Origin of the sequence: Streptomyces rubrogriseus (assembly GCF_027947575.1) — a bacterium.
GTDB classification, from domain to species: domain Bacteria; phylum Actinomycetota; class Actinomycetes; order Streptomycetales; family Streptomycetaceae; genus Streptomyces; species Streptomyces rubrogriseus.
Window position 1 is genome coordinate 2408404 of record NZ_CP116256.1, and the last position, 14591, is coordinate 2422994.

Annotated in this window: 14 protein-coding genes, 1 tRNA gene and 1 pseudogene; 10 read left to right on the forward strand and 6 right to left on the reverse strand. The window is 72.9% G+C overall.

The annotated features are described in order from the left end of the window. Positions 1-15: 15 nt before the first annotated feature. Together Sru02f_RS10640 and Sru02f_RS10645 are read right to left on the reverse strand one after the other, a co-directional pair. Positions 16-390, reverse strand: a complete 375-nt coding sequence (locus tag Sru02f_RS10640; RefSeq protein WP_109034113.1) for a YchJ family protein — start codon at positions 388-390, stop codon at positions 16-18. Positions 391-457: 67 nt separating this feature from the next. Beyond that, positions 458-545 (reverse strand) — tRNA-Leu (locus tag Sru02f_RS10645). A gap of 149 nt (positions 546-694) precedes the next feature. On the opposite strand from Sru02f_RS10645, the gene Sru02f_RS10650 reads away from it, so the two are divergent. The 3 genes from Sru02f_RS10650 to chpC all read left to right on the forward strand — a co-directional run bounded on the left by Sru02f_RS10650 (position 695) and on the right by chpC (position 3341). Then, entirely contained in the window at positions 695-2026 is a 1332-nt protein-coding gene (locus Sru02f_RS10650) for a M20/M25/M40 family metallo-hydrolase (protein WP_109033634.1), read from the forward strand. A 132-nt stretch (positions 2027-2158) separates the two neighbouring features. Beyond that, entirely contained in the window at positions 2159-2392 is a 234-nt protein-coding gene (chpH, locus tag Sru02f_RS10655; RefSeq protein ID WP_003977150.1) for a chaplin ChpH, read from the forward strand. A gap of 178 nt (positions 2393-2570) precedes the next feature. Then, positions 2571-3341, forward strand: a complete 771-nt coding sequence (chpC, locus tag Sru02f_RS10660) for an LAXTG-anchored chaplin ChpC (protein ID WP_109033635.1) — start codon at positions 2571-2573, stop codon at positions 3339-3341. Between the two features lie 64 nt (positions 3342-3405). On the opposite strand, the gene Sru02f_RS10665 is transcribed toward chpC, so the two are convergent. Next, on the reverse strand, positions 3406-3594 hold the full coding sequence (locus tag Sru02f_RS10665; protein WP_003977152.1) for a DUF5703 family protein: 189 nt from the start codon (positions 3592-3594) through the stop codon (positions 3406-3408). A 47-nt stretch (positions 3595-3641) separates the two neighbouring features. On the opposite strand from Sru02f_RS10665, the gene Sru02f_RS10670 reads away from it, so the two are divergent. Next, a complete protein-coding gene (locus tag Sru02f_RS10670) occupies positions 3642-4427 on the forward strand; it encodes a hypothetical protein (RefSeq protein WP_109033636.1) in 786 nt (261 codons plus the stop codon). A 63-nt stretch (positions 4428-4490) separates the two neighbouring features. On the opposite strand, the pseudogene Sru02f_RS10675 reads toward Sru02f_RS10670, so the two are convergent. Then, positions 4491-6796 (reverse strand): annotated as a pseudogene (locus Sru02f_RS10675) (helix-hairpin-helix domain-containing protein). Further along, complete coding sequence (locus tag Sru02f_RS10680; protein ID WP_109033638.1) at positions 6793-7779, reverse strand: aldo/keto reductase; 987 nt, start codon at positions 7777-7779, stop codon at positions 6793-6795. The pseudogene Sru02f_RS10675 and the gene Sru02f_RS10680 overlap by 4 nt, the downstream one beginning before the upstream one ends. A gap of 113 nt (positions 7780-7892) precedes the next feature. On the opposite strand from Sru02f_RS10680, the gene Sru02f_RS10685 reads away from it, so the two are divergent. Both Sru02f_RS10685 and Sru02f_RS10690 read left to right on the forward strand, forming a co-directional pair. Then, positions 7893-8948 (forward strand): LLM class F420-dependent oxidoreductase, encoded by a 1056-nt coding sequence (locus tag Sru02f_RS10685; RefSeq protein ID WP_109033639.1) that lies wholly within the window; start codon positions 7893-7895, stop codon positions 8946-8948. Between the two features lie 236 nt (positions 8949-9184). Further along, positions 9185-9973: a hypothetical protein gene (locus Sru02f_RS10690; protein WP_109033640.1), complete on the forward strand. Its 789-nt coding sequence runs from the start codon at positions 9185-9187 to the stop codon at positions 9971-9973. 15 nt (positions 9974-9988) lie between these two features. On the opposite strand, the gene corA is transcribed toward Sru02f_RS10690, so the two are convergent. Beyond that, complete coding sequence (gene corA / locus Sru02f_RS10695) at positions 9989-10984, reverse strand: magnesium/cobalt transporter CorA (RefSeq protein ID WP_167469740.1); 996 nt, start codon at positions 10982-10984, stop codon at positions 9989-9991. A 61-nt stretch (positions 10985-11045) separates the two neighbouring features. On the opposite strand from corA, the gene Sru02f_RS10700 reads away from it, so the two are divergent. From Sru02f_RS10700 to mshC, 4 genes are all read left to right on the forward strand, one after another. Continuing rightward, on the forward strand, positions 11046-11732 hold the full coding sequence (locus tag Sru02f_RS10700; RefSeq protein ID WP_109033642.1) for a histidine phosphatase family protein: 687 nt from the start codon (positions 11046-11048) through the stop codon (positions 11730-11732). An 85-nt stretch (positions 11733-11817) separates the two neighbouring features. Next, entirely contained in the window at positions 11818-12408 is a 591-nt protein-coding gene (locus Sru02f_RS10705) for a DUF3090 domain-containing protein (protein WP_003977160.1), read from the forward strand. Next, complete coding sequence (locus tag Sru02f_RS10710) at positions 12372-13202, forward strand: SCO1664 family protein (protein ID WP_167469714.1); 831 nt, start codon at positions 12372-12374, stop codon at positions 13200-13202. The genes Sru02f_RS10705 and Sru02f_RS10710 overlap by 37 nt, the downstream gene beginning before the upstream one ends. A 102-nt stretch (positions 13203-13304) precedes the next feature. Further along, entirely contained in the window at positions 13305-14534 is a 1230-nt protein-coding gene (gene mshC / locus Sru02f_RS10715) for a cysteine--1-D-myo-inosityl 2-amino-2-deoxy-alpha-D-glucopyranoside ligase (protein ID WP_109033644.1), read from the forward strand. Positions 14535-14591: the final 57 nt, after the last annotated feature.

Genomic DNA, 14591 nt, shown 5'->3' on the forward strand with positions numbered 1-14591 from the left:
AGGGGGGAGGCGTCGTCAGTCGAGGAACTCCCCGTCCACGTACACCCACGCCCCGTCCACCCGCTCGAACCGGCTCCGCTCGTGCAGCGAGCCGCCGCGGTAGGACGCCCGGAACGTCACGGTCCCGGTGGCGTGGAAGGCGGAGCCGTCGGCCGTGTCCAGGATCTCCAGCCCGATCCACCGCATGCCCGGATCGAGGTCGAGCCGCGCGGGCCGGGTGCGCGGGTGCCAGGTGCGCCGCAGATAGCCCGCGTCCAGGCGTACGAAGGCGCAGTACCGCGAGCGCATCAGGGCCTCGGCGGTCGGGGCGGCGGCGGTCCCGGCGTGGAAACGGCCGCAGCACTTCTCGTACGGCTCGGGCCGCCCGCAGGGGCAGGGAGGGGTGGGCATGGCGACCACTGTAGAGGAGACACGGTGCGAGAAATGCAGAAAACCCCTGCTCAGCAGGGGTTTCAGCTGGTGTCCGAGGGGGGACTTGAACCCCCACGCCCGATAAAGGGCACTAGCACCTCAAGCTAGCGCGTCTGCCATTCCGCCACCCGGACAAGGTGTCTGTCGTGCGGGTCGTTTCCCGCGGCGACGACGTAAACATTACCAGGCTTTCCGGGGTGGCCGATCACCCCCTTCTTGGGTCCGGACGGCTCAGGGAGGAGGATGAGGGGGACCCACCAGCAGTGACAGCGGGAGGAACCACGTGAGCGACTCGGGCACGGGCACGGCCAGGACCGTCACCGGCGAGGACGAGGTCGTCGACCTCTGCCGCGAGCTGATCCGGATCGACACCAGCAACTACGGCGACCACTCGGGGCCGGGCGAGCGCAAGGCCGCCGAGTACGTCGCCGAGAAGCTCGCCGAGGTGGGACTGGAACCGAAGATCTTCGAGTCCCACCCCGGGCGCGCCTCCACGGTGGCCCGGATCGAGGGCGAGGACCCGTCCCGGCCCGCGCTGCTCATCCACGGCCACACCGACGTCGTCCCGGCCAACGCGGACGACTGGACCCACCACCCCTTCTCCGGCGAGGTCGCCGACGGGTGCGTGTGGGGGCGCGGCGCCGTCGACATGAAGGACATGGACGCGATGACCCTCGCGGTCGTCCGCGACCGGCTGCGCAGCGGGCGCAAGCCCCCGCGGGACATCGTCCTCGCGTTCCTCGCCGACGAGGAGGCCGGCGGCACGTACGGCGCCCGCCACCTCGTGGACAACCACCCCGACCTGTTCGAGGGCGTCACCGAGGCGATCAGCGAGGTGGGCGGCTTCTCCTTCACCGTGAACGAGCAGCGCCGCCTCTACCTGATCCAGACGGCCGAGAAGGGCATCCACTGGATGAAGCTGACGGTGGCCGGCACCGCGGGGCACGGGTCGATGATCCACCGCGACAACGCCATCACCGAACTGTCGGAGGCCGTCGCGCGTCTGGGCCGGCACAAGTTCCCGGTCCGCGTCACCAAGACCACCCGGGCCTTCCTCGACGAACTCGGCGACGCGCTCGGCACCGACCTCGACCCGGAGAACATGGAGGGCACGCTCGCCAAGCTCGGCGGCATCGCCAAGCTCATCGGCGCCACCCTGAGCAACACCGCCAACCCGACCCAGCTGGGCGCGGGTTACAAGGTCAACGTCATCCCCGGCGAGGCCACCGCGCACATCGACGGGCGCTACCTGCCCGGGTACGAGGAGGAGTTCCTCGCCGACGTCGACCGCATCCTCGGACCGCACGTGCGGCGTGAGGACGTGCACGCCAACAAGGCCGTCGAGACCACCTTCGACGGAGCGCTCGTCGACGCGATGCAGTCCGCCCTGGTGGCCGAGGACCCGGCCGCGAAGGCGGTGCCCTACATGCTCTCCGGCGGAACGGACGCCAAGTCCTTCGACGAACTCGGCATCCGGGGCTTCGGCTTCGCGCCGCTCAAGCTGCCGCCGGAGCTGGACTTCGCGGGCATGTTCCACGGAGTGGACGAGCGAGTGCCGGTCGAGGGACTCCAGTTCGGCGTGCGGGTGCTCGACCGCTTCATCGACGCGTCCTGAATTCGCCCGTGCGTGCGGGAGGTGACCGGGGCGAGTGAATGCGCTCATAAGCTCGTAGCCTCATTACTCCCTCCTCGTTACAGGTGATGCGATCGGCAATTTTGGGATCGCGTTTGCCAACTAGGAGGAACAATGCTCAAGAAGGTCGTCGCCGCCGCGGCAGCCACCGGTGGTCTGGTTCTCGCGGGCGCGGGCATGGCCGTCGCCGACTCCGGTGCCCAGGGTGCCGCCGTGCACTCGCCCGGCGTCCTTTCCGGCAACGTCGTTCAGGTTCCCGTGCACGTGCCGGTGAACGTCTGCGGCAACACGATCTCCGTGATCGGTCTGCTGAACCCCGCCTTCGGCAACGTCTGCATCAACAAGTGACGTTGTGCCTCGCCCCGTGAGGATCTGATTCCGCCGGCCCCGGAGTGCACGCCATGCGCTCCGGGGCCGACGGCCTTTCGGGGGACATTCGGGGCAGCGGGGCGACGGCAGCGCCGGAATTCCGGCACTCTCGGCATTCTCGGTACCACGGGACCAGGACAAGGCAGGGATTCAGGAAATGCGACAGGCTACCCGCAAGGGCCTGATGACGATGGCGGCGGCCACCGGCGTGATCGCCGCCGCGGGCGGCGCCGCCCACGCGGACTCGGGTGCGCACGGCTCGAGTTCGGGTTCGCCCGGCGTGCTGTCGGGCAACACGGTGCAGGCCCCGGTGCACGTGCCGGTGAACGTCTGCGGCAACACGGTGGACGTGGTCGGCGTCCTCAACCCGGCGATGGGCAACGCGTGCGCCAACCAGGGCGGCGGTGCCTCCGGCGGACACGCCGGGAACGGCGGACACGGAGGGTATGGCGACTCCGGGAGCGAGGGCGGGTCGCACGGCGGCTCCCACGCGGGCGGTCACGCCACGGACTCGCCGGGCGTCGGCTCCGGCAACCACGTCGAGGTGCCGATCGACGTGCCGGTGAACGTGTGCGGCAACAGCATCGACGTCGTCGGTGCCCTCAACCCGACCACCGGCAACGACTGCGGCAACGGAGGCGGCGGGGACCACTCGACGCCCCCGGGCGACCACGAGACGCCTCCCGGAGAGCCGCACAACCCCGGCAACCCGGACACCCCGGACGAGCCCTCCGGGCCGGGCGACGAGACGCCGGGCGACTCCACGGACGGCAACCAGCCGGGCGCCCAGACCGTCGACCAGCCCCGCGGCGACGCGGCGCTCGCCGAGACCGGCAGCGACCTGCCGCTGGGCCTCGCCCTGCCGGTGGGCGCCGGCGCGCTGCTCGCGGGCACGGTGCTCTACCGCAAGGCGCGCGCCTCGGCCTGAGGCGGGCGCACCGGTACACGCAGCGGGCTCCGCACCGGCGGGGCCCGCTCCGTTTCCGCCTCCGTCACCAGGTGGCGCGCACCTGGCGGATGATCCGCCGCCGCAACCGCACCTTGCGGCTGCCGTCGCGCAGGAGCGTCAGGCGGTACAACTCCCAGTGTCCGTACTCGGCATGGTCCGTCAGCTGACGTGCCGCCTCCTTGCGGGTGACCCCGCGCGGTAGGTACACATCGACAAATTCGTATTCCGGCATCGAATCTATTGTGCGGGCTGGGGCCCGGTACGGATAGCGTCTGCACTATGTCTGATGCTGCGCAGCCCACCGCTGCCGAGGTACGCGCCGCCGCCGAGGCGGTCAAGACCGCGCTCGACCGCCACCTTGCCGCGGTCGAACGCCGGTCGGGAGAAGAAGACCCGGCCGTCTACGACGCGTTCAACGAGCTGGCCGCGGCCGCGGAGGCGTACGACGAACTGCTCTACGACCGGTACGACGAGGTCACTCCCTTCGAGATCCCCGGGGAGGACACGCTGCCGCCGTACACGGGCCCCGAGGAACCCGGTGCGCTGAGCGTCCTGATCCGCCGCGACTACGCCGTGGCCGAGCCGCAGCGGCTGATGGCCCAGGCCCGACGGGTCGAGGCGGCGGACGAGGAAGCGCCGGACGTCGAGGCCTCGGGCACGGTGCACGGAGCCCTCGGTCTCCTCTTCGGCGAGTTCGAGCCGGACGAGATCGCCTCCCGGCACAAGGAGTTCGGGCTGGAGGAGGGTGACTCCACGCTCTGGGTGACGGCCGCGGACGAGAGTGCCGACCCCGGCGAGTGGCTGGAGGCCCCGTTCGAGGAGGTCGACCCGGAGCGGGTGGTCTGCCGATTCGACGTCAGCACGGTCTTCGACGAGGAGTTCGACGACGACATCGAGGACGACGAGGACATCGGCGACATCGAGGACGACGAGGGCCGCGACGACGAGGACGGCGACGGCGACCCGACGGAGCTGGACGGGGACCTCGACACCGACCTCGACGGGGATCTGGACACGGATCTGGACGAGGACGACGAACCGGCCCGCCCGGAGGCGGACCGCTGAGCAGCGCGGCCGCCCGGCCAGGGACGGTCGGGCGGCGGACGGCCGAAGGGGCGGGGGCCTTGGTCAGTCGGCGGCCGGCGTCTGCGGTGCGAGAAGCACCGGCAGGCGGGTCGTACGCGGTTTGGCCGGGACCTCTGCCACGGCGTGGAGGAGTGCCTGCTCCACGCCGTGCACCACGGACAGGTGCCGGGCGGCCCGGCCGAACGCCGTGTAGATCCAGGGGCGGCTGAGCGCCGGCACGGCGTCGCCGGGCAGCACCACGACCACCGCGGGCCAGCGGCCGCCCAGTGCCTGGTGGGCGGTCAGCGCCCAGCCGTGCCGCACGGACCCCTCCACCCGGTCCCTGGGTACGACCACGGTCTCGCCCGCGCACGACAGGCGCAGTCCGTCGGCGTCCGCCCCGACCACCAGGCCCGGCAGCACCCGGCCCGGCGCGGGGGTGTGGACGACCCGGTCGCCGGGGTCGAAGCCGCCGAAGCGGCCGGGGCCGGGGTTGAGCCGTTCCTTCAGCGCGGCGTTGAGCGCCCGGGTGCCCACGGCACCGCCGTGGCCCGGCGTGATGACCTGGGTCTCCTCGGCCGGGACGCCGATCGCGCGCGGCACCGAGTCCGCCACGAGCTGGACGGTGCGGTGCACGGCCTCGCCCGCGTCCCGCACCGGCACGATCACGACCTCCTTGCCGGGCGCCTCCACCTGGCTCAGCTCGCCGATGCCGATGCCGGAGACCAGCTCGCCGAGCGGCCCGGGGTCCGGACGCCGCGAGGCGATCTGGGGGCAGATCCGTGCCGCCAGCAGGTCCGCGAAGACCCGCCCGGGACCCACGGACCCAAGCACCGCCGGATCCCCGGCCAGCACCAGCCGGGCCCCGTCCGGCAGCGACTCCGCGAGCAGGGCGCCCGCCTCGACGTCGAGCTGCGGCGCGTCGAGCACGACGAGGAGATCGAGGTCCAGTGCCCCGTCGGCGTCCCGCCCCGGTCCCTCCGCGCCGGTCAGCAGCCCGGCCACGGTGACAGCGGCGGGAGCGGCCGGACCCGGGGAGGGCGGCTCGGCCGACGGGTCGCCCAGCAGGGCGCCGAAGCGGTCGCGGCCGAGCGGTCCCGGTGCGGCGGCCCAGGCCCGCAGGCCCAGGGCGTGCGCCGCGTGCAGCAGGGCGGCGGGCTCGGCCAGGGACGCCTCGCCGCCGGTGTGCAGGACCAGCCCGTGGGCCGCGACGGCCCGGATCAGTTCGGCGCCGGAGCCCTGCGCGGAGGCGGCGGCCTGCTCCCAGTCCGCCGCGGACCCGTCCTGTTTGGGCGTCGAGTTGACCAGCCGGGCCAGTCCGTCGGCGAGGCTCTCCTCGGCCAGCGCGTACCGCTCCAGGCCGATCAGCACCCGGACGGGACGCTCTTCGCTCTCCTCGTCCTGCTCGTCTGCCCGGTCCGGCCCCGCCGTGCCGCTCGCCGCGGGCTCCCGGTGCGCGCCGCTCTCCTCCAGGGCGTCCTGGAAGGCGAGTGCCTCGCCCTCGGCGAGCGTGCTCTGCACGGCGGCGTCGGGATCCGGCACGCCCCGCTGGGCCAGCGTGGCCACGAGCCGCGGCAGCTCCAGCGCCGTGTGCCCGGCCAGGGCCGCCTGCTCCAGGAGCCAGCCGGTGACGGCACGGCCGCGCCGCTCGTCGTCCGGGCCGCACTCCGCGCCGAGCAGCGCCCGGGCGAACCCGTCGGCCTGCTCCGGCCGCACCCCGCCGACCCTGAGCAGCTGCCAGGGGTCCGCCCGCAGTGCCTCCTCCGCACCCTCACCGAGGAGCGCGGCCGCCTGCGGCGCGAGCGCTTCGGGGGCGCCCCCTCGGCCAGTACGCGCCGCACCGTCTGCACGGTCTCCGGTGCCGGTCCGGCGGAACCGGCGGACGCGGCGGCCAGCCCGGCGGGCGTCGGCCGGGGCGGTCGCACCGGCTCGGGTGCGGGGCGGCGCGCGGGCTCGGGGGCTCCGAAGACGGCGGCCGCCGGCTTCTCACCGCTCTCCACGGCGCGCACGGCGGCGAGCAGATCGGCCGCCGTGCCGCTGAGCTTGCCCCCGGCGTCGATCGGTCCCTGCTTCTCGGCCTTCCGCCGCTCGATCCGCTCCCGTTCGAGCCGCTGCGCGGCCAGCTCGGCCTCGACCTCGGAGACCTGCGCCGCCGCCTCGCCCCCGCCCGCGTCCGGCCCCTGCCCGGCGGGCTCGACCGGCCGGGTGCCGGAGTCGGCCCCGGCATCGGCCGTCTCCGGCTCGCCCTCCGGCCGGCCGGTCTCCCCGGCGGCCTCCGTCGCGGGCTCCGTCGCGTCGCCCGGGGTCTCCGGCCCGGCGTCCACGGCGTCCGTGGTGTCCTCGGTGACGGGCTCGGGCTCCGTGCTCACAGCGTGCTCCAGTCGTGATCGGGATAGCGGTGCACGGGCGCCGACACGTCGTCGAGCGCCCGGCAGATCTCGTCAGGAAGACTAAGGGTCTCCACTGACAACGCCGCCGTGAGCTGCTGCGCGTTGCGCGGGCCGATGATCGGGGCGACCACCCCGGGCCGGTCGCGGACCCAGGCCAGCGCGACCTTGAGGGGCGTCACCGCCAGCCCGTCCGCCGCCGTCGCCACCGCGTCCACGATGTGCCCGGCCGTGTCGTCGAGGTAGGGCTCGACGAACGGGGCCAGATGGTCCGAGGCGCCCCGCGAGTCCGGTGGGGTCGCGTCCTTGCGGTACTTGCCCGTGAGCACCCCGCGGCCCAGCGGGGACGAGGGCAGCAGGCCGATGCCCAGGTCCAGGGCGGCCGGCAGCACCTCCCGCTCCACGCCCCGCTGGAGCAGCGAGTACTCCATCTGGGTGCTCGCCACCCGGTTGCGGACGCCGGGCGCCGCCAGCTGCCAGGTCGCGGCCTTGGCCAGCTGCCAGCCGCAGAAGTTGGAGACCCCCGCGTAGCGCGCCCGGCCGCTGCTCACCGCCACGTCCAGGGCGTGCAGCGTCTCCTCCAGCGGGGTGTGCGGGTCGAAGGCGTGCAGGTGCCACACGTCGACGTGGTCGGTGCCCAGACGGGCGAGGGAGGCGTCCAGGGCGGAGAGCAGATGCGCACGCGAACCGTCGAACCGGCGGTCGGGATCCGGAACGCTGCCGGCCTTCGTCGAGATCACCAGGTCCCGGCGCGGCACCAGGCCTTCCATGAGGCGGCCCAGCAGGTACTCCGACTCGCCGTCGCCGTAGACGTCCGCGGTGTCGACGAGCGTCCCGCCCGCCTCCCAGAAGGTCTTCAAGAGGTCCGCGGCGTCGTGCTCGTCCGTGTCCCGGCCCCAGGTCAGGGTGCCGAGACCGATGCGGGACACGCGCAGGCCGGTGCGGCCGAGATGCCTCTGCTCCATGAACGCCGACATTACTGGCCACGCGTTGCGCTGTGGGGGCCTGTGGACAACCGATTTCCGCGCGCTAAGGTCGGGGCACCAGCCACGTTACTGATGGGTAAGGGGAATCGGCCATGCAGCTCGGTATCAACCTCGGCTACTGGGGTGCCGGAATGGACGCGGACAATCTGGCCGTCGCCCAGGAGGCCGACCGGCTCGGCTACGCCGTGTGCTGGGCCGCAGAGGCCTACGGCTCCGACGCGGCCACCGTGCTGACCTGGGTCGCCGCCCAGACCGAGCGCATCGACGTGGGCTCGGCCATCTTCCAGATCCCGGCCCGCCAGCCCGCGATGACCGCGATGACCGCCGCCACCCTGGACTCCCTCTCCAAGGGCCGCTTCCGCCTCGGCCTCGGCGTGTCGGGACCGCAGGTCTCCGAGGGCTGGTACGGCGTCAAGTTCGACAAGCCGCTCGCCCGCACCCGCGAATACGTCGAGATCGTGCGCAAGGCGATGACCAGGGAGCGGCTCTCCTACGAGGGGCAGCACTGGACGCTGCCGCTGCCCGGCGGCCCCGGCAAGCCCATCAAGCTGACCGTGCACCCGCAGCGCGAGCACATCCCGCTGTACATCGCCGCGATCGGCCCGAAGAACCTGGAGCAGACCGGCGAGATCGCCGACGGCGCCTTGCTCATCTTCCCCTCCGCCGACCACCTGGAGGAGACCGCCGTCAAACACCTGCGCGCCGGACGCGAGAAGGCCGGCAAGACCCTCGACGGCTTCGACATCTGCCCGACCCTGCCGCTCGCCCTCGGCGACGACAAGGACATCCCCGCCCTCGCCGACACCTTCCGCCCCTACACCGCCCTCTACGTCGGCGGCATGGGCAGCTTCAAGCAGAACTTCTACAACCAGCTCGCCCGGCGCATGGGCTACGAGCGGGAGGCCGCCGAGATCCAGGAGAAGTACCTCTCCGGCGACAAGCAGGGCGCGGCCGAGGCCGTCCCGCACGAGCTGATCGACCAGACGACCCTGCTCGGCTCCGTCGACCGCATCGCCGACCGGATGAAGGCCTACGCCGCGGCCGGCGTCACCACCCTCACCCTCGCCCCCGCGGGCTTCACCCTGGACGAGCGGCTCGCCGCCCTCCGCGCCGGCACCGAGGCCCTGGAGCGCGCCGGACTGGCGTGACACGGGAGGAAAGTTTCTGCGGCCGTGGTGGGGGCTCGGGGGTCTTCCCCGCCACGGCCGTCACGAGGAACAACGCGCCCACGCGCGCGGGGTTACGCCTCCGCACGACCCCGGTCGTCCTTCTTTCGGCGGAGTCCTGCGCCGCACCTGTTGCCGCGCCCCCTCGCCCGCACTTGACTCGGCTTCGCGGAGTGTGCGGAACCTGCGGACCACGCAGCGGCAGAGAGGTGCCACCGATGCTTTCGGCCAAGAGCCTTTTCCAGGAGATCCTCGACAACGACGAGTCGTACCGTCTCTTCTGCTCCATCGCGGCCAGCGGCGAGGCCCAGGGCGGCTGGGAGAACGCGCGCATCGCGGCGCTGGTGCCCGAGAGCGAACGCGCCCTGGCGCCCAAGATCGTCCGGCACGGGGCCGACGAGGACAAGCACGGCCGGATCTTCCAGGCCCTGCTGAAGAAGCGCGGTCTCGAACCCGTCGGCGTACCGCCCGAGACCGACTACACGATGCTCCTGGAGCGGCACGGCATCGGCCTCGCCCACGAGCAGCTCAAGGCCGACCAGCCGCTCACGGTGCGGGACGTCATCACCTACCTCGCCCACAGCAGGGTCACCGAGCAGCGCGCCGCCGAACAGATGGCGATGCTCCTCAAGTACTTCGCCGACCACCCCGACCTGGGCCGGGCGGTCCGGATGATCTCGGCCGACGAGGACAACCACCTCGCCTACTCCCACGAGGAACTGCTGCGCTACGCCGCCGCCGGGCACGGCCCGTACATCCGGCGCACCCTGCGCGAGTGCGCGCTCGCCGAGATCCGCGTCCACCGCGACGTCAGCCTCGCGGTGATGGCGCACATGGGACGCCTCCTCGGCTGGTCGCGCACCAGGTCGGCGCTGCTCGCGGCGGGCATCCACGCGATGTACGCCGCCGAGCGGCTCGCCGGCTGGCGCCGCATGGTGACCCTGCGGACGCCCGAACGGCGCGACGCGCTCGGCGGACCCGCCACGGCGGCCCCCGAGGTCGCCTGAGGCCGCCTGGGCCCCCTACAGCCAGCCCCGGTGCTTGAACTGCCGGTACAGCAGCAGCTCCAGGACGGCCATCAGCGCGATCACCGCCGGGTAGCCCCACACCCAGTGCAGCTCCGGCATGTGGTCGAAGTTCATGCCGTAGATCCCCGCGACCATCGTCGGGACCGCGGCCATGGCCGCCCACGCCGAGATCTTCCGCATGTCGTCGTTCTGCCGGACGCTCGTCTGCGCCAGGTGCGCCGACAGGATGTCCGAGACCAGCCGGTCCAGGCTCTCCACCGACTCGTTCACGCGCGTGAGGTGGTCGCTCACGTCCCGGAAGAACGGCCGCGCCCGGTCGTTCACGAACGGCACGCCGCCGCCGTACACCCCGGTGCCCGCCAGCCGGGCCAGCGGGGGCGCGAGCGGACCCGTCGCCCGGCGGAACTCCAGCACCTGCCGCTTGAAGGTGTAGATCCGCGACGCGGTGTGCCGGGAACCGCCGCCGTCCGGCGAGAAGACCTCCGCCTCCAGCTCCTCCAGGTCCGTCTGCAGCTCGACCGCCACGTCCAGGTAGTGGTCGACGGTGGCGTCCGCTATCGCGTACAGGACCGCGGTGGGACCCTTCCCCAGCAGTTCCGGTTCGTGCTCCAGACGCCGCCGTACGGCCTTCAGCGGCGAGCCCTCGCCGTGCCGGACGACGACCGCGAAGGCGTCGCCCAGGAAGATCATGAGTTCGCCGGTGGAGACGGCGTCGCTGTCCGGCTCGTACACCACCGGCTTGAGGACGGCGAAGACCGAGTCGTCGTACACCTCCAGCTTGGGCCGCTGATGCGCCTTGAGGGCGTCCTCCACCGCCAGCGGGTGCAGCCCGAACTCCTGGCTGACCAGCTCGAACTCCTTCTCCGTCGGCTCGTGCAGGCCGATCCAGACGAACCCGCCGGCCTCCCGTGCCTCGCCGAGCGCGTCGGAGAAGTCCTCGGGCCCGTCGGTGCGGCGCCCGTCCCGGTAGATGGCGCAGTCGACGATCACCGAACCCATTCTCCCCTCGTCCCGGCGCCCCTGTACCGCGCCGTACGCCTACCCTGGCCGCATGCCCACGCTGATCCTGGTTAGGCACGGACGTTCCACCGCCAACACCGAGGGGCTGCTCGCCGGCTGGACGCCCGGCGTCGCCCTCGACGAACGCGGCGCCGCGCAGGCCGCCGCGCTCCCCGGGCGGCTCGCCGGCCTGCCGCTCTCCGAGATCGTCACCAGCCCCCTGCAGCGCTGCCAGGAGACCCTCCGGCCGCTGCTCGACGCCCGGCCCGACCTGCGGGCCCACACCGACGAACGGATCGGGGAGTGCCACTACGGCGACTGGTCCGGCCGCAAGCTCGCCGAACTGGGGGACGAGCCCCTGATGGAGGTCGTGCAGGCGCACCCGTCCGCCGCGGCCTTCCCCGGCGGCGAGTCGATGCGCGCCATGCAGACCCGCGCCGCCGAGGCGGTACGCGAGTGGAACGCGCGCGTGGAGCGCGACCACGGCCCCGACGCCGTCTACCTCATGTGCTCCCACGGCGACATCATCAAGTCCCTCGTCGCCGAGGCACTCGGCCTCCACCTCGACCTCTTCCAGCGGATCTCGGTCGAGCCGTGCTCGGTCACCGCCATCCGCTACACCCGGCTGCGCCCCTTCCTGGTCCGCCTCGGCGACACGGGCGACTTCGCCTCCCTGGCCCCGCGCGAGGAGCCGTCCGGTGACGAGGCACCGGTCGGGGGTGGTGCGGGCGCACCGTGATCGTCCGCCGCAGTAGGGTGAACCGGTCGCGGCAGTGTCCCCGATCCCGATCTTCCGCTTTCCCCGACTCCCATGGAGACAGGACGTGTCCCGTCAGGTGTTCCTCTACGACCAACCGGAACGTTTCGTGGCCGGTACGGTCGGGCTGCCCGGGCGCCGTACGTTCTTCCTCCAGGCCTCCGCCGGCTCCCGGGTGACCAGCGTGGCCCTGGAGAAGACCCAGGTCGCCGCCCTCGCCGAGCGCATGGACGAGCTTCTGGACGAGGTCGTACGGCGCAGCGGCGGCAGCACCGTCGTCCCCGCCACCGCGCCCACCGGGCCCGCCGACACGGCGCCGCTGGACACCCCCGTCGAGGAGGAGTTCAGGGTCGGCACCATGGCGCTGGCCTGGGACGGCGAGGACCAGCGCATGATCGTCGAGGCGCAGGCCCTCGTGGAGCTGGACGCCGAGTCCGAGGAGGACCTGGCGGAGGCCGAGGAACGGCTCCTCCAGGACGAGGAGAACGGCCCGCCGATGCTCCGGGTCCGCCTCACCGGCGCGCAGGCCAGGGCCTTCGCCAAGCGCGCCCTCGACGTCGTCAACGCCGGGCGGCCGCCGTGCCCGCTGTGCAGCCTCCCGCTCGACCCGGAAGGACACGTATGTCCGCGCCAGAACGGATACCGCCGCGGAGCGTGACCACCGACGCGGCGGCGGCCGAACTGCTCGCCCTGGGCGAACTGACCGTGCGCGGACGCATCCGTGACGCCTCCAACGCGGCCCTGTACTGCACGGTGACGCACGAAGGACGCGAGGCGGCCTGCGTCTACAAGCCGGTCGCCGGGGAGCGCCCGCTGTGGGACTTCCCCGACGGCACCCTCGCCCAGCGCGAGGTCGCCGCCTACGAGGTCTCCGAAGCCACCGGCTGGGGCCTGGTCCCGCCCACCGTGCTGCGCGACGGCCCGTACGGCGAGGGCATGGTCCAGCTGTGGATCGAGACCGTGCCGGAGACGGAGCTGCTCGCCCTGGTGGACGAGGAGGAACCCGGCGCCGGCTGGAAGGCGATCGCCCTCGCCGAGGTCGGCGAGGGCCGCACCGCCCTGCTCGTCCACGCCGACGACGCACGGCTGCGCCGGCTCGCCGTACTCGACGCCGTGATCAACAACGCCGACCGCAAGGGCGGCCACCTGCTGCCCGCCGCGGGGGAGCGGCTGTACGGCATCGACCACGGGGTCACCTTCAACGCCGAGAACAAGCTGCGCACCCTGCTGTGGGGCTGGGCGGGCGACCCCCTCACCGACGAGGCCCTGGCGGTGCTCGACGCCCTCAGGCAGGCGCTGAAGGACGGCGGCAGCCTGGCCCTCCGGCTCGCCGCGCTCATCACGCCCGCCGAGCTCGACGCCACGCGCGCGCGGGTCGACGCCCTGCTGGCCTCCGGCAAGCACCCCGAGCCCAGCGGCGAGTGGCCGGCCATCCCCTGGCCGCCCGTGTAGACCTCCGATGCCACACCGGCCGGTGGTGCGCAAGAGCGCCTTACCGGCCATCCGGCCCGGTCCGGTTCGTGTACGGAACATCCGTCCGGTTAGGCTCATGACATGCATGCCTGGCCCGCTTCCGAGGTCCCCGCCCTGCCTGGTCAGGGCCGCGACCTGAGGATCCACGACACCGCGACCGGCGGCCCCGTCACCCTCGACCCCGGTCCCGTCGCCCGTATCTACGTCTGCGGCATCACGCCGTACGACGCCACCCACATGGGTCACGCGGCGACCTACAACGCGTTCGACCTCGTGCAGCGCGTGTGGCTCGACACCAAGCGGCAGGTCCACTACGTCCAGAACGTCACCGACGTGGACGACCCGCTCCTGGAGCGGGCCGTGCGCGACGGGGTCGACTGGACCGCCCTCGCCGAGCAGGAGACCGCCCTCTTCCGCGAGGACATGACGGCGCTGCGGATGCTCCCGCCGCAGCACTACATAGGCGCCGTCGAGGCCATACCCGGCATCGTCCCGCTCGTCGAGCGGCTGCGTGACGCCGGCGCGGCCTACGAGCTGGACGGCGACACCTACTTCTCCGTCGAGGCGGACCCGCACTTCGGCGGCGTCTCCCACCTCGACGCCGCCACCATGCGGCTGCTCTCCGCCGAGCGCGGCGGCGACCCCGACCGGCCCGGCAAGAAGAACCCGCTCGACCCGATGCTGTGGATGGCCGCCCGCGAGGGCGAGCCCAGCTGGGACGGCGGCACGCTCGGCCGCGGGCGCCCCGGCTGGCACATCGAGTGCGTCGCCATCGCCCTCGACCACCTCGGCATGGGCTTCGACGTCCAGGGCGGCGGCTCCGACCTGGCCTTCCCGCACCACGAGATGGGCGCCTCGCACGCCCAGGCCCTCACCGGCGAGTTCCCCATGGCCAAGGCGTACGTGCACGCCGGCATGGTCGGTCTCGACGGCGAGAAGATGTCCAAGTCCAAGGGCAACCTGGTCTTCGTGTCCCAGCTGCGCCGCGAGGGCGTCGACCCGGCCGCCATCCGGCTCACGCTGCTCGCCCACCACTACCGCTCCGACTGGGAGTGGACCGACCAGGTGCTCCAGGACGCGCTCGCCCGCCTCGACCGCTGGCGCGCCGCCGTCTCCCGCCCCGACGGCCCGCCCGCCGAGGCCCTGGTGGAGCAGATCCGCGAGGCCCTCGCGAACGACCTGGACTCCCCGGCCGCCCTCGCCGCGGTCGACCGCTGGGCCGCCCTCCAGCAGGAAACCGGCGGCACGGACATCGGCGCGCCGGGCGTGGTCTCCCGAGCGGTGGACGCGCTGCTGGGCGTAGCGCTGTAAACAGGCGTACAGACCGAAGGAACCGGGGCCGCTTCTCCGGAAGCGGCCCCGGTTCCT

Bases quoted from the DNA above. Each gene is read 5' to 3' on its own strand.
- Sru02f_RS10640 (WP_109034113.1), bottom strand. From the start codon at position 390: ATGCCCACCCCTCCCTGCCCCTGCGGGCGGCCCGAGCCGTACGAGAAG.
- chpH (WP_003977150.1), top strand. From the start codon at position 2,159: ATGCTCAAGAAGGTCGTCGCCGCCGCGGCAGCCACCGGTGGTCTGGTT.
- chpC (WP_109033635.1), top strand. From the start codon at position 2,571: ATGCGACAGGCTACCCGCAAGGGCCTGATGACGATGGCGGCGGCCACC.
- Sru02f_RS10665 (WP_003977152.1), bottom strand. From the start codon at position 3,594: ATGCCGGAATACGAATTTGTCGATGTGTACCTACCGCGCGGGGTCACC.
- Sru02f_RS10670 (WP_109033636.1), top strand. From the start codon at position 3,642: ATGTCTGATGCTGCGCAGCCCACCGCTGCCGAGGTACGCGCCGCCGCC.
- Sru02f_RS10680 (WP_109033638.1), bottom strand. From the start codon at position 7,779: ATGGAGCAGAGGCATCTCGGCCGCACCGGCCTGCGCGTGTCCCGCATC.
- Sru02f_RS10685 (WP_109033639.1), top strand. From the start codon at position 7,893: ATGCAGCTCGGTATCAACCTCGGCTACTGGGGTGCCGGAATGGACGCG.
- Sru02f_RS10690 (WP_109033640.1), top strand. From the start codon at position 9,185: ATGCTTTCGGCCAAGAGCCTTTTCCAGGAGATCCTCGACAACGACGAG.
- Sru02f_RS10700 (WP_109033642.1), top strand. From the start codon at position 11,046: ATGCCCACGCTGATCCTGGTTAGGCACGGACGTTCCACCGCCAACACC.
- Sru02f_RS10710 (WP_167469714.1), top strand. From the start codon at position 12,372: ATGTCCGCGCCAGAACGGATACCGCCGCGGAGCGTGACCACCGACGCG.
- mshC (WP_109033644.1), top strand. From the start codon at position 13,305: ATGCATGCCTGGCCCGCTTCCGAGGTCCCCGCCCTGCCTGGTCAGGGC.